General features: G+C 63.6%; 20 protein-coding genes. 10 read left to right on the top strand and 10 right to left on the bottom strand.

From position 1 onward, the window contains the following. Window position 1: 1 nt before the first annotated feature. The 3 genes from P3T22_RS13525 to P3T22_RS13515 are packed head-to-tail and all read left to right on the top strand — an operon-like array spanning window position 2 to window position 3972. Window positions 2-1801, top strand: a complete 1800-nt coding sequence (locus tag P3T22_RS13525; protein ID WP_429325221.1) for a TadG family pilus assembly protein — start codon at window positions 2-4, stop codon at window positions 1799-1801. 15 nt (window positions 1802-1816) lie between these two features. Beyond that, on the top strand, window positions 1817-3208 hold the full coding sequence (locus P3T22_RS13520) for a sigma 54-interacting transcriptional regulator (RefSeq protein ID WP_429325220.1): 1392 nt from the start codon (window positions 1817-1819) through the stop codon (window positions 3206-3208). A gap of 47 nt (window positions 3209-3255) precedes the next feature. Further along, window positions 3256-3972: a DUF2968 domain-containing protein gene (locus P3T22_RS13515; RefSeq protein ID WP_063495778.1), complete on the top strand. Its 717-nt coding sequence runs from the start codon at window positions 3256-3258 to the stop codon at window positions 3970-3972. Between the two features lie 394 nt (window positions 3973-4366). Here P3T22_RS13515 and P3T22_RS13510 read toward each other — a convergent pair whose 3' ends face one another. After that, a complete protein-coding gene (locus P3T22_RS13510; protein ID WP_429325219.1) occupies window positions 4367-4564 on the bottom strand; it encodes a hypothetical protein in 198 nt (65 codons plus the stop codon). Window positions 4565-4972: 408 nt separating this feature from the next. Between P3T22_RS13510 and P3T22_RS13505 the strand changes: the two genes are divergently transcribed. Continuing rightward, complete coding sequence (locus tag P3T22_RS13505) at window positions 4973-5200, top strand: hypothetical protein (protein ID WP_063495780.1); 228 nt, start codon at window positions 4973-4975, stop codon at window positions 5198-5200. 20 nt (window positions 5201-5220) lie between these two features. On the opposite strand, the gene hfq is transcribed toward P3T22_RS13505, so the two are convergent. Further along, a complete protein-coding gene (hfq, locus tag P3T22_RS13500) occupies window positions 5221-5739 on the bottom strand; it encodes an RNA chaperone Hfq (protein WP_429325218.1) in 519 nt (172 codons plus the stop codon). Between the two features lie 352 nt (window positions 5740-6091). On the opposite strand from hfq, the gene P3T22_RS13495 reads away from it, so the two are divergent. The 6 genes from P3T22_RS13495 (at window position 6092) to P3T22_RS13470 (ending at window position 10551) form a co-directional block, all read left to right on the top strand. Next, complete coding sequence (locus P3T22_RS13495) at window positions 6092-6235, top strand: hypothetical protein (RefSeq protein WP_181448409.1); 144 nt, start codon at window positions 6092-6094, stop codon at window positions 6233-6235. A 15-nt stretch (window positions 6236-6250) separates the two neighbouring features. After that, window positions 6251-6793, top strand: coding sequence for an RNA polymerase sigma factor (locus P3T22_RS13490; protein WP_063495783.1), 543 nt, complete (start codon window positions 6251-6253; stop codon window positions 6791-6793). Next, complete coding sequence (locus P3T22_RS13485; RefSeq protein ID WP_429325217.1) at window positions 6793-7662, top strand: anti-sigma factor; 870 nt, start codon at window positions 6793-6795, stop codon at window positions 7660-7662. Before P3T22_RS13490 ends, P3T22_RS13485 begins: the two co-directional genes overlap by 1 nt. Before the next feature lie 269 nt (window positions 7663-7931). Then, on the top strand, window positions 7932-8423 hold the full coding sequence (locus P3T22_RS13480; protein ID WP_429325216.1) for a hypothetical protein: 492 nt from the start codon (window positions 7932-7934) through the stop codon (window positions 8421-8423). A gap of 39 nt (window positions 8424-8462) precedes the next feature. Continuing rightward, window positions 8463-10040 (top strand): FAD-binding oxidoreductase, encoded by a 1578-nt coding sequence (locus P3T22_RS13475; protein WP_429325215.1) that lies wholly within the window; start codon window positions 8463-8465, stop codon window positions 10038-10040. Window positions 10041-10143: 103 nt separating this feature from the next. Further along, a complete protein-coding gene (locus P3T22_RS13470) occupies window positions 10144-10551 on the top strand; it encodes a hypothetical protein (protein WP_429325214.1) in 408 nt (135 codons plus the stop codon). On the opposite strand, the gene P3T22_RS13465 is transcribed toward P3T22_RS13470, so the two are convergent. The 8 genes from P3T22_RS13465 to P3T22_RS13430 all read right to left on the bottom strand — a co-directional run bounded on the left by P3T22_RS13465 (window position 10548) and on the right by P3T22_RS13430 (window position 22685). Then, the gene (locus tag P3T22_RS13465) at window positions 10548-11525 is read right to left on the bottom strand and encodes a DUF1571 domain-containing protein (RefSeq protein ID WP_429325271.1); all 978 of its coding nucleotides are present in this window, start codon (window positions 11523-11525) and stop codon (window positions 10548-10550) included. The genes P3T22_RS13470 and P3T22_RS13465 overlap by 4 nt on opposite strands. A 93-nt stretch (window positions 11526-11618) precedes the next feature. Then, window positions 11619-13448: an AMP-binding protein gene (locus tag P3T22_RS13460; RefSeq protein WP_429325213.1), complete on the bottom strand. Its 1830-nt coding sequence runs from the start codon at window positions 13446-13448 to the stop codon at window positions 11619-11621. A 149-nt stretch (window positions 13449-13597) separates the two neighbouring features. Next, window positions 13598-14899, bottom strand: a complete 1302-nt coding sequence (locus P3T22_RS13455; RefSeq protein ID WP_429325212.1) for an acetyl-CoA C-acetyltransferase — start codon at window positions 14897-14899, stop codon at window positions 13598-13600. A 168-nt stretch (window positions 14900-15067) separates the two neighbouring features. Beyond that, on the bottom strand, window positions 15068-15988 hold the full coding sequence (locus P3T22_RS13450; protein WP_429325211.1) for a MaoC family dehydratase: 921 nt from the start codon (window positions 15986-15988) through the stop codon (window positions 15068-15070). A gap of 2 nt (window positions 15989-15990) precedes the next feature. Then, entirely contained in the window at window positions 15991-17403 is a 1413-nt protein-coding gene (locus P3T22_RS13445; protein ID WP_429325210.1) for a 3-oxoacyl-ACP reductase, read from the bottom strand. 138 nt (window positions 17404-17541) lie between these two features. Next, entirely contained in the window at window positions 17542-20040 is a 2499-nt protein-coding gene (locus tag P3T22_RS13440; protein WP_429325209.1) for an acyl-CoA dehydrogenase, read from the bottom strand. An 85-nt stretch (window positions 20041-20125) separates the two neighbouring features. Further along, window positions 20126-21001: a TetR/AcrR family transcriptional regulator gene (locus tag P3T22_RS13435; RefSeq protein WP_063495792.1), complete on the bottom strand. Its 876-nt coding sequence runs from the start codon at window positions 20999-21001 to the stop codon at window positions 20126-20128. A 463-nt stretch (window positions 21002-21464) separates the two neighbouring features. After that, window positions 21465-22685, bottom strand: a complete 1221-nt coding sequence (locus tag P3T22_RS13430; RefSeq protein WP_063495793.1) for an MFS transporter — start codon at window positions 22683-22685, stop codon at window positions 21465-21467. Between the last annotated feature and the right edge of the window lie 291 nt (window positions 22686-22976).

Genomic DNA, 22976 nt, shown 5'->3' with positions numbered 1-22976 from the left:
CATGCGCAAACCCTCGACCTTTACCGTCGCCGCTCGCTATCCGCGCTCGCTATGCGCGCGGCGCGGCGGCGCGTCGATGCATGGCGCGCGCCGCCAGCATGGCGTGGTCGCGGTTCTGGCGGTGATCTGGCTGAGCATCGCGATCGCGGCGCTCGGCGCGATCGATATCGGCAATGTGTTTTTCGTGCGCCGGCAGTTACAGCGTGCGGCGGATCTGGCTGCTGTGGCGGGCGTGCAACTGGTCAGCAGCGCGGGTGGTTGCTCCGCGGCGACCGCGGCGGCAACGCAAAGTGCGGCGACCAATGGTCTACCGGCCAGCGGCACCGTGACGGTGTCGTGTGGCAGATGGGACACGGCGACCAGCACGACGCTGACGACTCCCCCGGCCGATGGAACGGGCTCACCGATCAACGCGGTGAAGGTAACCGTCGGCCAATCGGTCCCGTACTTTTTTCTTGGGCCGGCGCGTAACGTACAGGCATCGGCGACGGCGAAAGCGACGAATATCGGCGCATTCACGATCGGCACTTCGCTGATTTCGGTGGGTAGTAACGGTTGCACGGCCTCCAGCAGTACCCTGAACAACGTGCTCGGCGGTTTGCTAGGCATGAACCTGCAACTGGACGCGGTGTCGTACTGCGGCTTGGCGACCGCGCGGATCAAGATGCGTGATCTCGTGGTAGCGGCGAATGCGGGCACGGTCGACGGACTACTCGCCCTTCCGGTCACGGTGAGCAGCCTTGCCAATCTGATGGTGTCGGCGCTGCAGCAGACGTCGGTTGTCAATGCCAATCTGAGCTCCACCATCGGCGCGCTGCAGACAGTGGGGAGCGCCAACGTGCCAGGCGGATTCAACATCGGTGACAGTTCTTCGGCATCAGGCCTGTTATCGCTCGGTCTGGCCAATACGCAGGCTGCGCTCGATGCAACGATCAGTCCACTGGATGCGTTGATTGTGTCTGCCGAAATCGCCAGGAAAGGACAGCCGCCTATCAACATTGCGGCCGGCCTGAATCTGCCTGGACTCAGCACCACCTTGAATTTGCAGATCATCCAGCCGCCGGTGCTGGCGATCGGTGAAGCAGGCACGCCAGCCGGCGACTCGACGGCATGGGTCACCACAGCACGCTCCGCGCAGGTGCGGGCTTACCTGAAACTGAATCTGGGCACGGCTTCGTTGCCGATCGGCTTCCTCGGGGCGCTGCTTCCGATCAATGTCTCTCTGCCGATTTATCTCGAGGTGGCGCCGGGGCGAGCCGGACTAAGCTCGACACAGTGCGCTTCGACATCTCAGGCGAGTCAATCGGTGGTTGGCGTACAGACGGGGCTCGCGAATCTCTGTGTCGGCGACTGGCCGAACGATTTGTCCGCCACGCAGGCATTTAGCTGTACAAATCCCGCCACACTTGTGAACGTTTCGCAGGTGACCGTTACGGGCGTGGCGTCAGTTTCCGCAGTGAATCCGCAGACCGGCTCGCTTACTTTCGACGGTGTCGTCGACAACGAATATCAGTCGACCAATTCGAACAATGTAGGCGGTGTGATTTCCAATGCGCTATCGGGCCTCGGCGCTCAACTGGCAAAGCCGAACGCATTGACCGTTCAGCTCAGCGGCTTGAGCCTGCCGCCAGGCTCGATCGCGTCGCCTATCGTTACACTTCTCGGTAACGTGTTAGCGCCCGCGCTCGCCGGTCTCGACACGCTCCTCGTTCCTGTGCTGCAACTTCTCGGCGCGCAGATTGGCGTCAGCACAATTCACGACCTGTCGCTGACATGCGGCGTCTCGCAACTGGTCAACTAGCGTAACCACGACAAGATGAGAACCAACCCCAAAATCGAGGAACTCGATATCTACGTCTGGGAAGGCAAGGCCGACATCGTCGACCGGGTCGCGCGCTGCATGGCGAGCTTCGACGTCGAAGTGATCCGCGCGGACGATATCGCGATCTCGCCTGAACGGACGGCGCTGCGGCCGTCGCTCGCGATCATCAGCGTCTCGGTGATCGACAGCGGCGCGCTGCTCATGCGCGACTGGCAGGCCGCGCACGGCATTCCCGTCGTGTGGGTCGGCGCCGCGCCGCGCGATCACGACCCGGCGACTTACCCGGCCGACTATTCGCACATTCTGCCGCTCGACTTCACCTGCGCCGAATTGCGCGGCATGGTCATGAAGCTGGTGCTGCAACTGCGCGCGCACAGCGCCAAGACGCACGCGTCGGATGCGATGATCGCCAACTCGGAGTGCATGCAGGCGCTGCTCCACGAAGTCGACACGTTTGCCGACTGCGACACGAGCGTGCTGGTGCACGGCGAAACCGGCGTCGGCAAGGAGCGCATCGCGCAACTGCTGCACGAAAAACATACCCGCTACGGCAAGGGGCCGTTCGTCGCGGTGAACTGCGGCGCGATTCCGGACGGCCTGTTCGAGTCGCTGTTCTTCGGCCACTCGAAAGGCTCGTTTACCGGCGCGGTGGTCGCGCACAAGGGCTACTTCGAACAGGCCGACGGCGGCACGCTGTTCCTCGACGAAATCGGCGACTTGCCGCTCTACCAGCAGGTCAAGCTGCTGCGCGTGCTCGAGGACAGCGCGGTTACGCGAATCGGTTCGGCCACGCCGGTGAAGCTCGATTTCCGGCTGGTGGCGGCGACCAACAAACATCTGCCGCAACTGGTCAAGGACGGCACCTTCCGCGCCGATCTTTACTATCGGCTTGCGGTGATCGAATTGAAGATTCCGTCCCTCGAAGAGCGGGGTGCGGTCGACAAGATTGCGATCTTCAAGGCGTTTATCGCGCAGATCGTCGGCAGCGAGCGTCTCGCCGGCTTACCGGACCTGCCATACTGGCTCGCCGACGCGGTGGCCGACACCTACTTCCCGGGCAATGTGCGCGAACTGCGCAACCTGGCCGAGCGGATCGGCGTGACGGTCCGTCAGATCGGCGCATGGGACGCGGCGCGCCTGCAGCGGCTGCTCGCGCTTGCGCGGACCAGCCAGCCGGTGCCGGCCGAGAGCGCCGCCGAGGTGCTGGTGGATCGCAGCAAATGGGACATGGCCGAGCGCAGCCGCGTGCTGGCCGCGCTCGACGCAAACAGTTGGCGTCGTCAGGACACGGCCCTTTATCTGGGCATCAGCCGCAAGGTTTTGTGGGAGAAGATGCGCAAGTACCAAATTTTTGATGAAGAGCCCGAAACACGCGAAAGTGAGTAATAATGAGACGGTTGTACTAAAACAAAAACTGTTCGAGCAGGATTTACATGGACCGAAAGTCGAAACTACGGCAGATTGCCTTGGCCGCAATCATCGCGATGGGGGTCGTGCAGGGCGTGAATGCGCAGGCTCTGCCGGATAGCGGATCGAGCGCTGGCGTCGTTTCCCAGCCGGGCACGACGGCGGCGCTGCCGGCCAATTCAGTGGCTGGACAGGCGCAGACGAGCGCATTGACGCCGGACGAAGCAAAGCAGTCCGCTGCGGGCAATGTGGCGGAATTGCAGCAGATGATCCGCGGCTCGGATCTGAGCGAATTGCGCACGACGTACAACGGCAGCTACGGCGCGAGCTTGCTGTTTTACGGCAAGGAGATGACGTACTACGTGGCGTTGTTCCAGCAGAAGAACTTCTGGCGCGTCATCAAGACGCAGGACGCCACGCGTGCGGACATGATCTACAAGGATTTTGTGCGCCAGACGCTACAACTGTCGGACGTCGAGATTAGCCGCACGCAACTGGAAGCGCAGAAGGCGTTCACGGAACGGATGATCGCGTTGTCGCAGGATCGTGCAAACCGCTTGCAGGCTGACCTCGACGTCGCACATCAGCAGCAGACGATTGTCGCGAATCAGCAGCAGCAGACCCGTGCCGAAGCAATGGCGCTTGCGCAGCAGAAGGCTGCCGCACAAGACCAGCTGCGCGCTGCGCAACGCCAGGTTCGCGAACTGCAGCGTCAACTGGAAACCGGCCTGCCGTCGCACTGACCGGAAGACCCGAAAACCGGGGAGGGCGGCGCGAACGCGCCGCCCTCCCATCGGACATACAAGCCGTTTAGTAGCGCAAGTCACCTATCCCCGCGGCACGAAGCCCGTTGCCGAAGCCTGTTTGCCGCCGAGCGGCACCCCTCGGCGCCCCGTTGGTTTCCTTCGCAAACCCATCCGCGACGCACGCAGTGCGCAGTGGGAGCTGACGACTCCTTTGTCACTGACGCAGCAGATGCGAGGACACGGATTCCAGATGCGACACTAAGGTCAAGAAAAGGCCAGCGCCGCAGGCATCCGCACGAACAAGCGCCGAGCAGCCAACCAGGTCAAGAAAACGCCAGCGCCGCAGGCACGCAGACGAACAAGCGCCGCGCAACGCAAAAAAACCACACCTCTAATGCCGCTTCTTCCCCGCCGAAGGCGCCTCATCCGCTGGCGCGTGATGCGGCTCAGCCATATCGACGGCGATCGGATCACTGGCGGGAAAACTCTCATCGAGTGCCTCATCGAGCCGGCTCTCGGCGGACTTGGCGGACTCGGCGGCCTGGGCTGCTTCCTTGGGGTGAGGTGCCTGATGCTTCTGCTTGGTCATGACGTGCTCCGTTAGAAGAAAGCCGACAATTCAGCATAGCGCAAAGCGGGCCTGCGCGAGCATCGACCGAACGATCTGGGCACTCGCGCCGTAAGCGTTTCTTTCAGGTCCGAAACCCCAAAAATCAGATCGGGAAACAACGGGAAAAAGCAAAACTTAAAACCATCCCGCATCAAGTCGTTTTCCGAGTGTCGCCTGACAACAAAAGCATCCGCCGGCCACATCGACCGGCAGACCGCACGGCAGACCACACGGCAGACCACACGGCAGACCACACGGCAGACCACACGGCAGACCACACCTCATACCGTGAACGGGCAACACCCAGCTCGGAAGGGGAGCACAACCAAAGCAGCGAACAACAAGGCAGCGAACAACAAGGCAGCGAACAACAAGGCAGCGAACAACATGGACCGAACAAACCCTGCACGCGTGCAGCGCTTCAACGCATCACATGTGGTGGAAGCCGAACTGGAACATCTGGATTGGGCGACGCGGCAACCGGCGCTGCGCATGCTGGACGCCGTGTACTGGCGGCGCCGCTTGCTGGCGGTCAAATGCGGATTCGAACTGACGAACTTGCAGGTGATGCGGCTGGAGAAGATTTTGCAGCGGCTCGGCTATTCGTCGGAGTAGCCGGCCGCGGCGGAGGCGGTTTATTCGTTGCCGCCGCTGCTGGTGCCACCATTGCCACCATTGCCATCGGTGTTGCCACCATGATTGCCGCCGCCATGGTTGCCGCCGTCGCCGCCGCCCGTGCCGAACAGACGCCGGCGGCGTGTGACGACAACCGGCCCGTCGGACGTGCTGCTGCTACGATCGGACGCAGGGCGATCCGAGGCCGGCGTGCCGTACGAATCGCGCGGTTCGCGCGGCTCGCGATGGTCGCGCGGCTCACGCGAGCCGTGCGGGCCACGCGTGGTATGTTCACCGTGCGAAGGCCGTCCGGCTCGCGGCGCCGGACGCGTGCCGGTGTCGAGCTGGATCGTCGAGATCGCGCGCTTGTAGATGCCTTGCAGGCCGACAGGCGTGCGCAGCATCACCAGATACTGATCGAACGACTCGATGCACCCCGTCAGGCGAATGCCGTTGACAAGGTAGATCTCGACGCGCTTTCGTTCTTTGCGCGCAGCGTTCATGAAATCGTTTTGCGGATGCGATTCTGCGGAAGCCATGGACAATTCAGGTTAGTAATACGGTTGTTCGCCGCGATTCTACCCTGTGTGGGGGTGGAACGCGTCGGCGGCCGACTGCGTCCACTATAACGGCTTGCGCGCACATAAGCATCTGATAACTTTTAGCTGTAACGTTGAGTTACGAATCTGCGGACGAAAAGCGCCTTCTTCGGCCACGTTCGAGCGCGCCCGATGGGGATGGCGGAAAAAGCGGGGGGCCTGCCGCTGCCGCGCGTGGAATAAATCACAGCCCGCTCACGTTAATTCAGACATGGCGGCGCTGCATTTCGCACGCGGCCGATCGGATTCCCGGCTCGCAGGCACCGGCTGGGCGCTCATCAGGAGACTCACCATGAAAGTATCCCGGATTCTTTCCGCCGCATTCGTGCTGCTGGCGCTCGCGCTAGGCTCGCTCGCAACGAGCGCCTGCACCTCCGCGACTGACAACAGCGCCTCGGGCACCAGCGGCAACACCGGCAGTGGCGGCGGCTACTGAGCGTTGCCACGCCGGGTGAGTTTCGAAGCAGAAGTGATTTCGTGGCTCCCGCAGCTGCGCCGCTATGCGCGCGCACTGACGGGGGACCGCGCCTGGGCCGACGACCTCGTGCAGGATACGGCGGAGCGTGCGCTCGCGCGCTGGGCGGCGTTCCGCCCGAACAGCAACCTGCGAGCGTGGCTCCTGACGATCCTGCGGCATCTCTACATCGATCAGTTGCGCGGCCGCCGCGAGATTGCTGTCGACGACGAAAGCGCGCCGTGGCGCAATCTCGAAGCGCCACATGGCGAAGTCGACGGTCTGGTGTTGCGCGATCTGCAGCGCGCGCTGTATTGCCTGCCGGTCGAGCAACGGGAGGTGCTGCTGCTCGTATGCGTGGAGGAACTGTCTTATCAGGAAGCGTCGAAGGCGCTCGGCGTGCCGATCGGCACGGTGATGTCGCGGCTGTCCCGCGCGCGGGAACACATGCGCGTGCTGATGACGGAGGGGCCGCTCGAAGGGGGCGCTGTGGGGTTGGCGCGTAAAGTCCCGCCGTTGAAAGTAGTGAGAAATCCGTGATGAATAACGACCACGATTCCAGCTTGCCTGAGGGGCCCGATCTGCGAGCGCTGTCGGCGTTTGTCGACGGCGAGTTGCCGCCTGTCGAGCGCGCCGCGATCGAGGCGCAACTGCCGCAGCAACCGCAGGCTGCCGCGAGAGTGGCTGCGTGGCAGGCGCAGAAAGCGGCGCTGCAGGCGCTGTGCGGTGCGTCACAGCGCAACGGCGAGCGCAGCGAGCACAGCGGTAGCGTCGGGGGCATCGGGGGCATCGGGCAGAGCGACGCCGACGAGCCGGCCTTCATCGTGGTGCGGCGGCCGACGTCGTGGTGGCAACGCGTCGGGCTTGCGGCGTGCTGGCTCGCGGCAGGCGCGGGTCTCGCGCTCGCCTTGGGACCGCTCGCGCCGCGTCTGACGGGCGGCGCATGGAACGGACTGGGCGGCCAGCCGCCGAGCTTTGCCGAGCGCGCCGACATCGCCTATGCGGTGTACACGCCCGAGCGGCGGCATCCGGTCGAAGTCGCGGCGAGCGAGGAAGAGCATCTGATCAACTGGTTGTCCAAGCGCCTGAACCGGCCGCTGTCGGTGCCGTCGTTGCAGGAGTACGGTTATTCGCTGGTGGGTGGGCGTTTGCTGCCCGGCGAAGCGGGGCCGGCCGCGCAGTTCATGTACGAGAACCCCAGCGGCGCGCGGCTTACGCTGTATATCACGGGTATTTCTCGCGACGAAACCGCGTTTCGCCTGTTCCGCGAAGGTAACCGGCGGACTTTCTACTGGGTCAGCGACCGCATGGGCTACGCGTTGTCCGGGCCGATTGCGGAAGGCAAGCTGCGCTCGATTGCGATCGAGGTGTGCAGCGCGCTCGGCGGCAAACCGGAGGCCTGGCAGTAGCGCTGAACGCAGGGCAAGCACCTGGGGCCCGCGCAAAACGCAGGCCACACCAGCCGGCTGCAACACGCTGTAACAGAACCGCCTGGCACTCGCGCGCGCTGTCGGAATAGCGTCGCGCGGCGTTTCGTTTACTCGCTGCAGGATCATGCTGTCCCGCCTTGCCTGCGCGGTGGGACGGCACGGTCTCGTGCGAGGCGAACCGACGGGGTCTTTACGGTGTCGACACGCTTTTGCGAGTCGCAACGCCGGCGCGTCGAGGCAGCGAAATCATGCTTACTTTTCATCAGTTCGGCACGGGGCTGTGTTCCGGCGTAGCGTGTCTGTGCCTGTGCGCCGCAAGCGTTGCGCCGGTCGAGGCGCAATCGGACGTGGATGCGCCGTTGAACGACACTTCGACGTGCCGCTTAGTCGTGGGTCAGGCGGAAATCGATGGCGTCATGCAACAGGTCAGCGGCCGCGCGTGCCTGCAGCCCGACGGCAGCTGGCAGATAGTCGAAGACGATGCCGCGGCGCTGGCTTTGGCGCCGGCTCCGGTGTATTACTACGATCCATGGTACTGGGGGCCGCCGGTGGTATTCGCTGGCGGCGTGTCGGTCATTTTCGTCGACCGCTTTCATCATTTTCATCACATGGATCATGTGCGTTATGCGCAGGGGCCAAATGGAATGGGTGCGCACGGTAACTGGCATGGCGGCGCGTCGACGCACATGTGGAGCGGCATGTCGCACGGCAGCAGCGGCGGCGGTGGGATGCACCGCTAGCTTGCCGCCAGCCGCACGGGTGGCCGCAAAGGAGAGACCTTGACGCGCAGCTTGCCGCCGAAAGTTTCCGCCGCCGGGTTCGATCGCGCGCTCGACGGTTGGCGCTCGATCGTCGGTGAGCCGCAGGTGGTCACCTCGGCCGCCGGGCTCGCCGCGTATCTCGATCCGTTCGCGCCCGGCGAGCGAGAAGCGTTCTCCGCGTCCGCCGCGCTGCTGCCCGCATCCGTCGACGAGATCCGCGCGGTGTTGCGGATTGCCAATCAATTTCGCATTCCGCTGTGGACGGTCTCAACCGGGCGCAACTTCGCGTACGGTGGCGCTGCTCCGCGGCTGGCGGGTTCGGTGGTGCTCGATCTGCAGCGGATGAACCGCATCATCGAAGTGAACGAAACACTCGCCTACGCGCTGGTCGAACCGGGCGTCAGCTACTTCGATCTCTACGCGCATCTGCGCGACAAAGGCTACAAGCTCTGGGTCGATCCGCCCGCGGCGGGTTGGGGCAGCGTGGTCGGCAATACGCTCGAGCGGGGCTTCGGCTATACCGCGTACGGCGATCACGCGGCGGCGCAGTGCGGCATGGAAGTGGTGCTCGCCAACGGCGACGTGCTGCGCACTGGAATGGGCGGAATCGAAATCGGCACCACGTGGCAACTGTATCAACCGGGTTATGGGCCTTCCTTCGACGCGATGTTCATGCAGTCGAACTATGGCATCGTCACCAAGCTCGGTGTCTGGCTGATGCCCGCGCCGCCCGCGTATCTGCTCGGCGAAATCCAGTTTCGGCACGAAGCGGATCTCGAAACGATCGTCGAACGCTTGCGGCCGTTGCGGCTCGATGAAACGATCCGCAATAACGCGGTGATCGAAGGCGGTTTGCGCCGGGCCGCGGGACTGTCGGCACGTCAGCAGTGGTACGACGGCAAAGGTGCGATGCCCGAGAACGCGGTCGCGGCGATGCTCGACAAGCTGAATGTGGGCCGCTGGAATCTGCATTTCGCGCTGTACGGGACGCCTGAATTGATCGACGCGCGCTATGCGATCGTGCAGCGCGCGTTCGCCCGCGTGCCGCAGGCGAAACTTTCGGCAGCTCGCTATGCGGGCGATGCGCAACCCACCGCGGGCGGCGATCGCAATCTGGCCGGCATCCCCGCGATGAGCGCGTTCCGCATGCTCGACTGGCGCGGCGGCGCGGGCGCACATGTGGACTTCGCGCCGGTGTGCCCGGCGACCGGGCGCGACGCGCTGCGCCAATACACGATGGTGAAGACGCGAGCGGCGGAATACGGCTTCGATTACTACGGTGGTTTTACGGCGGGTGTGCGTCATCTGCATCACATCTTCGCGGCGATCTTCGACCGCGACGACGCGAACCAGGTCGAGCAGGCCGGTGCTTTACTGCGCTCGCTGATGAGCGACGCACGCGCGGCGGGTTACGGCGAATATCGCGCGCATCTCGCGTATATGGATTTCGCCGCGGCGCAGTACAGTTTCAACGATGGCGCGTTGCTGCGGCTCTCGGAAACGATCAAGGACGCACTCGACCCGAACGGCATTCTCGCGCCGGGCAAGCAGGGGATCTGGCCGGCGGCGTGGCGCGACCGGCGGGGTTATACGTGAGGTGCGTGACGGAGGTGACGGATGTGACGGAGGTGACGGATGTGACGTGTGCGAGAGGCAAATGTCGTGGGTGGCATTCGCGAGCTGATGGCGTAACCAAACAATGGACCGACGCACTTTCATGATGACCGGCGCATGGCTTTCGACCGCGGCAGGTGCTGCGTGGCCATGGCTCGCGCATGCAGCCGCCCGCCGCGACACGCTCGCCGTGATCGACTCCACGCTCGCGGGCGGCCCTGCATTCGCCGACTACGTCGCCCATATGAAGCTGTCTGCCTTCGAAACTGGCGACGACATCGGCGTGCTCTGGTACACCACACTTGCGCCGCGTCTCAGGCAAACGCCCGCGCAATCGCCGGCGTCGCTGATCGGCCTCATACGCGCATCCGATTACTTCGTGCTCAGGGAACTGGCCACCCGCATAGGCCACATGGGCGAGCACAGCGTCGAGCAGGGCGCCGGGCCCATCGGGCATGTCGCCTTCGCGCTGACGCCGCGCCTTCTACGCTAGAACTTATAAGCCTTGTTCTTCGGATCGAAGGTGGAGTCGTCGAAGGTTTTCGGCGTGATGCTTTCGAAGACGATCTTCTCGAAGATCTTGCCGTCGTTGTTATATGACTCGACCGTGCGGAAATACGGATGCCGCAGATCCAGCCCGAGCGTTTCCTTCTTCGCATAGAACTGCGGCTGGCCGGTCGGCGCTTCGACGGTGAAGGCCAGCACGCGCACGCCGTCGATCGTTGTCACTTCCACCTGGGTCGAGCGCGGCAAGCCGGCTTCGATGTATTTCTTGCCTTCGGAGAGATACTGGCCGGCAATGTACTCGGTGCCGAGATCGCGCACCTGGTGGTTCGACTGCGCACGGGCGAGGGCGCCGTTCAGCGAGGTCCACAGCGGCAGCACGTTCATGATGCCGCCGAGGTGGCCATACATTTCGTCGGTGCGTCTGGATTCGTCGTAGATGATTTCCTGACCGGCGTGCGCACCGTCGGGCAGCCACTTTGCGTAGATCCGCAGCGGATCGTGGGCGATGCGCACCAGCATGTGATCGGGCTTGTCGGGCCACTGGCCGTGAATGCGTTCCGAGCGCGACATGACGAACTCGTACGACGGGTAACCGTTCGGCCCTTCCTTGATGTAACGCGGCAATGCAAGCGGATCGAGCGACTGGAACAGGGCGACCAGTTGCGCGTCGTCGAGCTTCTCCATTGCGCCGCTTTGTTGCGCGGCGCGCAGCCACTTGACCTGCTGATCCAGCGTGAGCTTGCCGACCTGCGAGGGCGGCGTGGTCGGCGCCTTGACAGCGCTGGCGGTATCGAGCGCGGGCGGTGTGGCGTCGTTCTGCGCGAACGCCGGTGGCGCGAGCGCAGCGGCGCTGGCTACCAGCACGCCGATCAGGAGTCCCCGCGACGAAACCGCAGGTAATGACGCAGTCAGGGACGCATTCAATGTGGCGTTTTCCGACAAAAAACGGGCGAGGCGCATGAAGGCCGGTGAGCGGCGCGAGCGTACGAACAGGCTGTGCTTCATGAAACTCTCCGAAATGATGGCGGCGCGTGGTATCGAGCGCCTCGCCTGTCAGGCAGGTTTTTGCTTTGCGAGTTCCTCGTCGCGCAGCGCGCGGCGCAGAATCTTGCCGACATTGGTTTGCGGCAGCTCGTCACGGAACTCGACGAGCTTTGGCACCTTGTACCCGGTGAGGTTCTTGCGGCAGTGGGCGATCACCTGTTCCGCGGTCAGCGACGGATTGCGCTTGACGATGAACGCCTTCACCCGTTCGCCTTGCGCCGCGTCGGGCACGCCGATTGCGGCGACTTCGCGCACGTCCGGAAGCATCGCGATCACGTCTTCGATCTCGTTCGGGTAGACGTTGAAGCCCGACACCAGGATCATGTCTTTTTTCCGGTCGATCAGGCGGATGAAGCCGCGCGAATCCATCACGCCAATGTCGCCGGTGGCGAGCCAGCCGGCGTCGTCGATCACCTTGGCGGTTTCTTCCGGGCGATTCCAGTAGCCTTTCATCACCTGGGGTCCCTGCACGCACAGTTCGCCCGGTTCGCCGATGTTCGCCCATGTACCGTCGTCTTTCCTGAAGCGCACTTGCGTGGACGGCGCGGGCAAACCGATCGAGCCTTCGAAGTCGTGCAGATTGGTCAGGTCCACCGGATTCATCGACACGATCGGCGAGCACTCGGTCAGCCCATAGCCTTCGATGATCGGCTTGCCGGTGACCGCCTTGAAGCGATCGGCGACCGACTTCTGCGTGGCCATGCCGCCGGCCATCGCGAGCTTCAGGTTCGAGAAGTCGCGCTTGCAGAACTCCTCGTTGTCGAGGAACGCGTTGTAGAGCGTGTTGACCGCCGTCATGCCGGTGAATTTCTCGTGACGGATGATCATCATCACGCGCTTCATGTCGCGCGGATTGGCGATCAGGATATTGCGCCCGCCGAGCCCCATGAAGATCAGCGCGTTCACGGTCAGCGAATAGATGTGATAAAGCGGCAGCGGCGTGAGCACCGTTTCGATCTCGCCGCTCAACTGGCCTTCGGACCACGCCTTCGCCTGCAACAGATTGGCGATGATGTTCCTGTGCGTGAGCATTGCGCCTTTGGCCACGCCGGTGGTGCCGCCGGTGTATTGCAGGAAGGCGATGTCGTGGTGCGTGGGGCGCACGGGCGTCAGCGGCCGCGTGTAGCCGATCGAGAGCGCTTCGAGCAGCGGCACCGCTTTCGGCAGGTTGTACTTCGGCACCATCTTCTTCACGCGGCGCAGCATGAAATTGAGCAGACGTCCCTTCAGATTCGGGCCGTCGGCGAGCAGATCGCCGAGCCCCGTCACGATGACGTTCTGTATCCTGGTGCCCGGCAGCGCATCTTCAACGGTCTTCGCGAAGTTCTCGAACACGATGATAGTTTGCGCGCCGCTGTCCTTCAACTGATGCGCAAGCTCGCGCACCGTGTAAAGCGGATTGACGTTGACCACCACACCGCCCGCCTTGAGCACACCGAACAGCGACACCGGATACTGAAACGTGTTCGGCAGCATGATCGCGACGCGCTCGCCGGGCTTCACACCGATGCTTTGCAGATACGCGGCGAACGCAGCCGCCTTGCGGCCGAGCTCGCCATACGTCAGGTTCGCGCCGACGCTCACATACGCGACGCGCTCGCGGAACTCGGCGATGCATTCGTCGAAGAACTGCACGAGCGATTCGTACTGGTTGACGTCGATCTCCCGCGGCACGTCGGCCGGATACGACGCGTACCAGATACCGTCGGTGTTGGGCGCGTGATTTGCCGCCTGACCGGGCGTCTGACTGCGCATTTGACCGGGCGTCTGGCCCGCTCTATTCGCGAGCGGTGCGGATCCGGCGGTGGGCGAGAGCGGGGCTTGCGTGGGCTGGGTCATCGTTCGTCTCCTGAAGCAGGCGCTTCATCTGTTTGTGTGCTGGTCTTGCAGCCAGTCATGCAGTAATCAAGGTAGTAATCAACGCGGTCATTGCAGCAGCCTTCAAAGCCAGGCATGCATTGAAGCACGTGCTGAGCCAGCGGCGACGCTCAGCGTTCCAGCATCGCCACCACGCCCTGGCCGCCCGCTGCGCAGATCGAGATCAGCCCGCGCGCGGTGCCGGCCGGCTTGTCGAGTTGTGCGAGCATTTTCGCGAGTCCGGCGACGATGCGGCCCCCCGTGGCGGCAAACGGATGGCCGGTGGCGAGCGAGCTGCCGTTCACATTCAATTTTGTCCGCTCGATCGCGCCGAATGGCCCGGGCATGCCGAGCTGCGTGCGGCAATACTCGTCATCCTGCCACGCCGCTAGCGTGCACAACACCTGCGCGGCGAACGCTTCGTGAATCTCATACAGATCGAAGTCCTGCAAGGTGAGCCCGGCGCGCGCCAGCATGCGCGGCACGGCGTAGGCGGGCGCCATCAGCAGGCCTTCTTTCTTGTCGAAAAAGTCGATGGCGGCGGTTTCGGACCAGCTCAGATACGCCAGCACCGGCAGGTCATGTCTGGCCGCCCAATCTTCGCTCGCTAGCAACACGGCGGAAGCACCGTCCGTCAGCGGGGTCGAATTGCCGGCGGTCAGCGTGCCCGCGTCGCGATCGAATACCGGCTTCAGACCGGAGAGTTTTTCGAGCGTCAGGTCCGAACGCAGATTGTTGTCGCGCGCAAGGCCACGGTACGGCGTCATCAGATCGTTGACGAAGCCGCGCGCATACGCGTCGCTGAGCTTGCGGTGGCTGTCGTAGGCGAGCACGTCCTGCGCTTCGCGCGAGATGTTCCAGCGCTTGGCCATCAGCTCGCAATGCTCGCCCATCGACAGCCCGGTGCGCGGCTCGACGTTGCGCGGCAAAAGCGGTTTGAAAAACATGCCCGGCCGCAATTTGGCCAGCGCACCGACGCGTTGGCCGGTGCTCTTGCCGCGATTCGCTTCGAGCAGGATCTTGCGCATGCGCTCGTTGACGCCGATCGGTGCATCGGATGCCGTATCGACACCGCCAGCAATGCCGGCCTCGATCTGCCCGAGGGCGATCTTGTTGGCGACGAGAATGGCCGCTTCCAGCCCAGTGCCGCAGGCCTGCTGCACATCGTAAGCCGGCGTTTCTCTCGCGAGTGTGGTGGACAGCACGGATTCGCGTGTCAGGTTGAAATCGCGCGAGTGCTTGATGACGGCGCCGGCTGCCACTTCGCCCAGACGTTCACCGTGCAGGTTGTAGCGGTCGATCAGGCCTTGCAGCGTGAACGTCAGCATGTCCTGACTCGACGCGGTCGCGTAAGCGGTGTTCGAGCGGGCAAACGGAATCCGGTTGCCCCCGATGATGGCGACGCGGCGCACGGCGGGCTGCGGGTTGGACATGCTCGGCTCCTTTAGAGTCGTTCCCTGGTTCAACGGTGCGAATGATACGAATCGTGAGTAAGGCTTCTTTGCGTCGGTGCGTCTGTTAGCTCAACAACGATTTTCAGGTGGCTTCAATTCCATGCGGTCACGAAGACAGGCACGTCCCTGCGGGTGCCTGCCGGTGTCTCATAACAGCTTCCACTGCATGCGGCCGCGCAAATGCGGCTTTTCTCCGGCAATGTCGCGTACCTCGATGTCGCGCTCGATCAGCGAGGGCGACGCGCTCCACAGCGACGCTTCGCCCGGCAGCAGCATCGGCAGCTTGAATTCGGCGCAGAGCGTGGCTTCGGCGAGCGGCTTCGGCGGTTGCAGCGCGGAGGCGGCGCGCGCCAGCGTCCACATGCCATGCGCAATGGCGCGCGAGAAGCCGAACGCTTTCGCGGATAGCGCGGTGAGGTGAATCGGGTTGTAGTCGCCGGACACGCTCGCGTAGTCGCGACCCAGTTGCGGCGCCAGTTGCCAGCGCGAGATGCGTTCCAGCGCGTCGTGCCCGAGTTCCAGCGGATCGAACGGACTGCCGCTCGCCGGCACGCCACGCTTCAGATAGACGCTGTCGCCGTCCCATACCGCTTCGCCGCGGCGGTACATGCGGGTATGCAGCACGAACGCCTGGCCCTTGTCGTGACGCAGCAGCGCGCCGAATTCCACCTCGACGCGCAACATGTCCTTGTAAGCGAGCGGCCGGCGCAGGCGCACGTGGTTCGCCAGATGCACGAGGCCGAGCGCCGGCCAGGGAAACGCCGGGTCGGTCAGCATCAGCAGATGCAACGGGAAGGCGAGCAGATGTGGATACGTGAGCGGCACGCCGTGCTCGGGGATGAAGCCGCAGACCCGCGAGTAACGCCAGATCGGCCCGGGGTCGAGGGCCACGGCGGGGCGCACGAGGCGCAACGCCGGCAAGTGCGTGTCGCGCCCGCGTTTGACGATGCCGGACAACGCGCGCCCATACAGCTTCGCGGGCGCAGGCAACGGCTCGATGACGACGGTCTTCGGACGGGCCGCGCTCGCTGCGTGACCACTCGTGAACGGATTACCCGGCTCACCCATGCTCACGCTCCAATCAGGCTTTGTCCGCACACGCGCACAACCTGGCCGCTCACACCCGCCGATCCCGGGTGCGCCAGCCACGCGATGGCCTGTGCGACGTCCACCGGCTGGCCGCCCTGGCTCATCGAATTCATCCGGCGGCCGGCCTCGCGGATGGCCAGCGGAATCTTCGCGGTCATCTGCGTTTCGATAAAGCCGGGCGCGACCGCGTTGATCGTGATGCCGCGCGCACGCAGATGCGGCGCCATGCTTTGCACCCGGCCGATCACGCCGGCTTTGGATGCGGCGTAATTGGTCTGGCCGGGATTGCCGGCAATGCCGCTGATCGACGACACGCCGACGATGCGGCCGCCGTCGCGCAAGATGCCGGCCGCGAGCAGCGCGTCGTCGATCCGTTCCTGCGCGGACAGGTTGATGTCGATGACGCTTTGCCACGCGGCGTCGGTCATCTTCGCGATGGTTTTGTCCTTGGTGATGCCCGCGTTGTGCACGACGATATCCACGCCCTGTTCGTCGAGCGCCGCGGCGATCTGCGCGGGCGTTTCGGGCGCGGCGATGTCGAAGGCGAGGGCGGTGCCGTTCAACTGGTGCATGGTCGAATCGAGCGCGTCGCGCGCCGCTGGGATGTCGATGCCGATGACGTGCGCGCCTTGCGCGGCGAGCACGCTCGCAATCGAGGCGCCGATGCCGCGCGCCGCGCCGGTCACGACGGCGCGCCGGCCGGCGAGCGGCTGATGCCAGTCGAACGCCGGCAAGGCGTCGGCGCCGGCGCGCACGCCGATGCGCACCACCTGGCCCGACACGTACGCAGAGCGCGGCGATAGAAAGAATCGCAACGTCGCTTCGATGCCGTTCTCGGCGCCTTGCTCCACATAGACGAGATTCGCGGTAATGCCGCGCCGCGCTTCCTTGCCGAGCGAACGCGCGAAGCCTTCGAGCGCGCGCTGCGCGGTCCATTGGCGCGGGCTCGCGCAGGCCTCCGGCGGCCGCCCCAGCACGATGATGCGGCCGCATTTGCCGAGCGAGCGCAACGTATCGTGGAAGAATCCGTGCAGCGGTTCGAGCTGGCTGCTGTCTTCGATACCGCTCGCATCGAACAGCAAGGCGGTGAGCTTGCCGGGCGAACCGGACTCCGCTGGTTCGAAACGGCCTGTCATCAAACCGTGGCGATTCGCGAGCGGCACCCACAGGCCCGCGCTTTCATGCGCCACACTCGTCATGCCGATGCTCGTCACGAGATTCGCGAGCGCGTCGAGCAGATGCGGCTCGCGGCTCGCACCGATCGCGATCAGGCCGTCGAACTCGGGCTGGTCCGCGCGATAGCGGCGCAGCACCTCGGGCTTCGGTAAGCCTAACGAACGCGCAAGGCGCGCGCCGAACGGCGAATTGACGAAGTTCAGATAAGAGTCGTTCATATTATTCGTTGCTCCGCTGGCCACGCCCGAAGGAAGTCCCTTGGGAGATTGGGGGATTCGGGGACGTCGGACGTGTGTCAGTGTGCACCCAGTTTGGGGCACTGAGTGTGCCCTGTCTGGATGTTTCTTTTAAGGCACTCAGGCCGCGAGTTCCAGCGCTTTCTCGAGCGCGTCCTTGCGCTTTTGCAAGTTGGCGAGCATGTCGAAGTCGGGCGGGAAGTCGTCGACCTTCACGACTTGTTCGCCATACCGCGCGTAGTCCTCAAGCACGCGGCGATCGTCGGCATCGATCAGGCCTTTTCGCTGGGCCGCTTCGGTCCACGCGGCCAGGTGCGAGAGGCTCTGCGGCAGCGGTTCGAGCAGGCCTTGCTTGACTGCATCGCGCAGTTTCTGGTCGATCTGCGTGAAGCGCGGGTTCAACTCGAACACGAGTTCGCCATAGCCGAGCGCGTCGACATCCGGATGCGGCACGTACGAGTCGGACACGAGGCGGTTGCGCGCCGCGCCCGGCGTTTGCATCAGCTCCGCGATCTCGGTGCCGAGCCGGTCGGACGGCTCGCGATACGGCAGGCCGAATGGGAATGCCAGCACGCACACGAGACGCGCGGCAAGGCGGTTCGGGTAGTTCGCGAGCACGCCGTCGAGCGCGTGCTGCGCCCTGTACAGCGAGTCTTCGACGCCCCAGCGCACTAGCGGCAGGTCTTCCTCTTGACGGCCTTCGTCTTCGAAGCGCTTGAGCGTCGCGGAAATCAGATAGAGCTGCGAGAGCACATCGCCCAGACGCCCGGAGATGCGTTCGCGCCGTTTCAGATCGCCGCCGAGCACGAACATGGAGACGTCGGCGAGCAACGCGAATGCTGTCGAGAGACGGGTCGCCGCGCGGTAGTACGGCAACAGCGGCGCGTACGCCGTGCGCGGCCTGGCGATGAACGCGCCTCCCGTGATGCCATAAACGAAACTGCGCACCACATTGGAGAGCGTGAAGCTGACGTGGCCGAAGAAGGCGGCATCGAAATCGCGCAGCGCCTTGGTGCGGTCCGTTTCGAGCGTGGCGGTCATTTCCTTGAGCACATACGGATGGCAGCGAATCGCCCCCTGGCCGAAGATGATCAGGCAACGCGTGAGGATGTTCGCGCCTTCCACGGTGATCGCGATCGGCACCTGCTGATAGGCGCGCGCGAGGAAGTTCGACGGCCCCATGCAGATGCCCTTGCCGGCGGCGACGTCCATGCCGTCGTTGATCACCATGCGGGCGCGTTCGGTGATGTGATACTTCGCGATCGCCGAAATTACCGACGGTTTTTCGCCGAGGTCCACCGCCTGTGCGGACAGGCGGCGCGCGGCGTCCATCACGTAGAGATTGCCGCCCATGCGGCCGAGCGCTTCCTGTACGCCCTCGAACTTGCCGACGGCGGTGCGGAACTGACGGCGAATCGCGGCATAGGCACCGGTGCCGCGCACGGCGATCTTCGCCATCCCCACGTTCGACGACGGCAGTGAAATCGCGCGGCCCGCCGCGAGGCACTCCATCAGCATGCGCCAGCCGTTGCCGACTTGCGCGCGGCCGCCGATCACCCAGTCGAGTGGAATGAAGACGTCTTTGCCCGAGTTCGGACCGTTCTGGAACACCGCGTTCAGCGGCCAATGGCGGCGGCCGATGTTGACGCCCGGATGGTCGGTCGGAATCAGTGCGCAAGTGATGCCGGGTTCTTCATTCGAGCCGAGCAGATGGTCGGGATCGAGCGCACGGAAGGCGAGGCCGAGCACGGTCGCGATCGGTCCGAGCGTGATGTAGCGCTTGTCCCACGTGACGCGAAAACCCAGCGTTTCGCGGCCCTCAAACGTGTCTTTGCAGACGATGCCGACGTCGGGAATCGCTGCCGCATCTGAACCCGCGTATGGGCTCGTCAACGCGAAGCAGGGGATCTCGTCGCCGCGGGCGAGGCGTGGCAGATAGTGGTTCTTCTGCGCTTCGGTGCCGTAATGCATCAGCAGCTCGGCGGGGCCGAGCGAGTTCGGCACCATCACCGAAACGGCGGCCGCCGAGCAGCGCGTGGAGAGCTTCATGATGACCTGCGAATGCGCGTAAGCGGAGAACTGTTTGCCGCCATACTGCTTCGGAATGATCATGCCGAGAAAGCCGCGTTCCTTGATGTATTGCCAGGTTGCCGGCGACAGGTCCTGCCACACCGCGGTGGTTTCCCAGTCGTTCGCGAGATCGCACAGATGCTCGCATTCGACATCGAGAAACGATTGTTCCTCGGCGGTGAGCGTGGCCGGGCCGTAGCCGAGCAGCGTGTCCCAATGTGGGCGTCCGGAGAACAGTTCGGCGTCCCACCAGACGGTGCCGGCTTCGATTGCGTCGCGCTCGGTCGGCGACATCTCCGGCAGGATTTTGCGGAAGACCTCGAACACCGTTTTTGTGAGCCACGCACGGCGCAGCGGTTTGATCGCGAGGACGAGGGCGGGGAGGACGAAGACGATCGCGAGCGCCGTCGTCACCACCGGACCCGCCGCTCCGCTGACATGCGCGGCCGCCACCCAGACGATCATGAAGGCAAGCCACCATGAGGCGCGCGCCTGAAAGTAGACCAGCGCGAGAGCGGCAATGACGAGCACCAGGGTGAACCACGGCATGACGTTTCCTCCTGTTTCGATGGTGCGTGCGAACGCATCCACGGGGCGCGGACGGCTTATGGCAGCGCCGCCCGCACCGTTGGCTTCAAGCTGTGCCGTGCAACGCGGGCTGAAACGAACTCGCCTCCACGTCGCCACCGTGGCGTTCACCGTCCGAGGCTGCCGGCACCGACGGTTCAAACCCGCCTGACGCCGGCTGCGTACCCGCAACCCCCGCAGGCGGATTCGCGCGTTCCATCTGGCCTTCGGGGCCGCCTTCGGTGGCGTCGCCCAGCACGGCGGCGAACGTGGCCAGTTGCGAGCCGTCGGGCAAGGGCGCTTTCAGCGCGGCCACCATGAGCGAAGCGAGACGCGCGATCAGTTGCAGGTCGTTCATCGACTTGCCTTGCGAGAACTCCGAAATCAGGCTGTCGGTATCGGCGCCGGCCAGCACGCCGGACAGCGCGCCGATCGAGAAGTGCAGACGCCAGCCAAGCTCTTCACGCGGCAGATGAGGCAGCGCAAGCTGGAAAGCATCGAAAAAACGCACGGCCACAGACTCGTAATGCGCATTCAGAAAGTCCCGAATGAATGCCGACGGGTCCGTATAAGCGCGCCCCAGCAAGCGCAGAAACGCCTTGCCGCCGACGCGCGGATCGCGCGACAGCCGCAGCGCGGGAATGAACATGGCGCCGAGCACGTGCTCGCAGGTCAGACGCGCGCCGAGCATTTCGTCGAAGCGGTCGAGCAGCTTGAGGCGCTCCTGGTTGAGGCGGTCGAGCCGGCGCGCCAGCATCGAGTGAATCAGCGATTCCTTGCTGCCGAAGTGATAGTTGACCGCCGCGAGATTTACTTCGGCACGCGAAGTAATCTGGCGCAGGGACATGGCCTCATAGCCGCATTCGATGAAGAGTGTTTCGGCGGCGTCGAGGATGCGGGACTTCGTGTCGCCGGCATGCCGGCCTGTTGTTCGAACTGCCATTTTGCGTCTCCCAGTTGCCGGGCATCCGGCCCGCAAACAAGCGATTCAAATGACTATTTGAAACAGCCGTTTTTTTCAGGATAAAGAAGGATAGGGACTGCGATCAAGGGCTCGGTGTGGATTAACTCCTCTAGAAGACCTGACGAAGGTCCGTCGTTCCAATGCGCGCGGGCGCGTCAAACCGCGCGGAAATAAAAAAGGCCGTTCCGATCGAAATCGGAACGGCCTCGTATTGCTTGCTACCTGTGTTTGGCCCTGCGTTTGTTTTCTCGCGCCAGCTTCGCGTGGGTTCTTACTTCTTACGCTTGCTTTGCGTCTGCGTTACCTGGTGGCGGATCGAGCCGCCTTTGTAGCTATTGTGCCCCATAACGCGCCGGCGAAATAGCTGTTTAGTTCGAACGCTTAAAGCTCTGCCTCAATCCACCAATCACCCCAAAGGGACTCCTTCGGGGCGGGGACTTTCTTAGGCGTGCGTTGCGACCTGTTTCGCCGACTGCGTCATGTCGATGCCACGGCGTTCGCGGCTGAACGGAATCAGCACGGCGATCAACACCGCCACGATACCGATCACGACTGCCATGATCAGCGCGTAGTTGTTGCCGTGCGCTTCGGCGGCGCTCGCTTGCAGCGGTCCGTTCACCGACGCGATCAGATTGCCGAGTTGATACACGAGGCCCGGGAACGTCGCGCGAATTTCATCGGGCGAGATTTCGTTCAGGTGCACCGGAATCACACCCCATGCGCCTTGAACGGAGATCTGCATCAGGAAGGCACCGGCCGCGAGCAACACGGGCGTGGACGAGAAAGCCCAAAGCGGCAACACCGGCAACGCGATCAGGGCGGCGATGAAGATCGCGCGCTTGCGGCCGATCTTCTCCGAAATGAAACCGAAGAACAGACCGCCGCAGATCGCGCCGATGTTCAGCGTGATCGTGATCCACGACACGGTATGCGCGTCGAACCCATGTTGCACGCGCAGGAAGGTCGGATACAGATCCTGTGAACCGTGTGAAAAGAAGTTGAACGCGGTCATCAGCACGATCGCGTAGAGCGACAAGCCGATGTTCTGCTTGAGCGTGGCGACGAGACCCAGATGCGCTTTCTTCTCGAGCGTCTTGAAAGCCGGTGACTCCGGCACGTGCGCACGCACATACAGCACGAGCAAGGCCGGCAGCACGCCCACGAAGAACATGCCGCGCCAGCCGATGTATTGATAGAAGACGCCGAACACGACGGAGGCGAGCAGGTAGCCGCTCGGATAACCGGCCTGCAGGAGACCCGAAACGATGCCGCGCGATTTCGGCGGCACGGTTTCCATCGTCAGTGCGCCGCCCACACCCCATTCGCCGCCCATCGCGATGCCGAACAGGGCGCGCAGCACGAGCAGGGTGGTCAGGTTGGGTGAAAAGCCGGACAGCAATTCCAGCAGCGAGAAGCACGCGATGTTGATCATCAGCGTGGGACGACGGCCGTATTTGTCGGCGAGCCAGCCGAAAATCAATGCGCCGAGCGGACGCATGATCAGGGTCAGCATAATGCCGAAGGCAACCGTGGGGATTGTTGTATTGAACTCCGCCGCGATATCTTTCAATACGAACACCATTAGAAAGAAATCGAATGCGTCCAGGGTCCAGCCCAGGTAGGCGGCGATCGTGACGTTTCTCTGTTCCCGTGTCCAACTCATTGATTGTTCTCCTGACTCTCCGATAACCCGTGTTCGACGACGGGTGGCTCTGCAGCCCCATGCGCCCTGTGCTCTGGGCTTCGAGCGAGTGTACGCCGAGCGTTAAACGCTTGCATGATTGAAGCCGCGTTTATCCGTATTAATCCCTGGAGCGAGTTTCATGCTGAATCTCGCTGCATGGGGAATGTTTGGGTAATGTAATTATCGTATTGATCTAGTTTGCTATATTGTTTGTTATTTGTAATGTTGGTTTGCATCCGCGAGTGGTAATCCTCTCAATCCGGCTTCAGG

The sequence above is a fragment of the Paraburkholderia sp. GAS348 genome (genome assembly GCF_050434205.1).
In the GTDB taxonomy this organism is placed as follows: Bacteria; Pseudomonadota; Gammaproteobacteria; order Burkholderiales; family Burkholderiaceae; genus Paraburkholderia.
This window is presented reverse-complemented; position numbering and strand designations above follow the sequence as displayed.

Coding starts and splice junctions, on each gene's coding strand:
- P3T22_RS13510 (WP_429325219.1), bottom strand. CDS start 4,564: ATGACCAAGCAGAAGCATCAGGCACCTCACCCCAAGGAAGCAGCCCAG.
- hfq (WP_429325218.1), bottom strand. CDS start 5,739: ATGGCTTCCGCAGAATCGCATCCGCAAAACGATTTCATGAACGCTGCG.
- P3T22_RS13450 (WP_429325211.1), bottom strand. CDS start 15,988: ATGGGTGAGCCGGGTAATCCGTTCACGAGTGGTCACGCAGCGAGCGCG.
- P3T22_RS13455 (WP_429325212.1), bottom strand. CDS start 14,899: ATGTCCAACCCGCAGCCCGCCGTGCGCCGCGTCGCCATCATCGGGGGC.
- P3T22_RS13525 (WP_429325221.1), top strand. CDS start 2: ATGCGCAAACCCTCGACCTTTACCGTCGCCGCTCGCTATCCGCGCTCG.
- P3T22_RS13495 (WP_181448409.1), top strand. CDS start 6,092: ATGAAAGTATCCCGGATTCTTTCCGCCGCATTCGTGCTGCTGGCGCTC.
- P3T22_RS13505 (WP_063495780.1), top strand. CDS start 4,973: ATGGACCGAACAAACCCTGCACGCGTGCAGCGCTTCAACGCATCACAT.
- P3T22_RS13470 (WP_429325214.1), top strand. CDS start 10,144: ATGGACCGACGCACTTTCATGATGACCGGCGCATGGCTTTCGACCGCG.
- P3T22_RS13465 (WP_429325271.1), bottom strand. CDS start 11,525: ATGCGCCTCGCCCGTTTTTTGTCGGAAAACGCCACATTGAATGCGTCC.
- P3T22_RS13485 (WP_429325217.1), top strand. CDS start 6,793: ATGAATAACGACCACGATTCCAGCTTGCCTGAGGGGCCCGATCTGCGA.
- P3T22_RS13440 (WP_429325209.1), bottom strand. CDS start 20,040: ATGCCGTGGTTCACCCTGGTGCTCGTCATTGCCGCTCTCGCGCTGGTC.
- P3T22_RS13515 (WP_063495778.1), top strand. CDS start 3,256: ATGGACCGAAAGTCGAAACTACGGCAGATTGCCTTGGCCGCAATCATC.
- P3T22_RS13480 (WP_429325216.1), top strand. CDS start 7,932: ATGCTTACTTTTCATCAGTTCGGCACGGGGCTGTGTTCCGGCGTAGCG.
- P3T22_RS13435 (WP_063495792.1), bottom strand. CDS start 21,001: ATGGCAGTTCGAACAACAGGCCGGCATGCCGGCGACACGAAGTCCCGC.
- P3T22_RS13430 (WP_063495793.1), bottom strand. CDS start 22,685: ATGAGTTGGACACGGGAACAGAGAAACGTCACGATCGCCGCCTACCTG.
- P3T22_RS13520 (WP_429325220.1), top strand. CDS start 1,817: ATGAGAACCAACCCCAAAATCGAGGAACTCGATATCTACGTCTGGGAA.
- P3T22_RS13445 (WP_429325210.1), bottom strand. CDS start 17,403: ATGAACGACTCTTATCTGAACTTCGTCAATTCGCCGTTCGGCGCGCGC.
- P3T22_RS13460 (WP_429325213.1), bottom strand. CDS start 13,448: ATGACCCAGCCCACGCAAGCCCCGCTCTCGCCCACCGCCGGATCCGCA.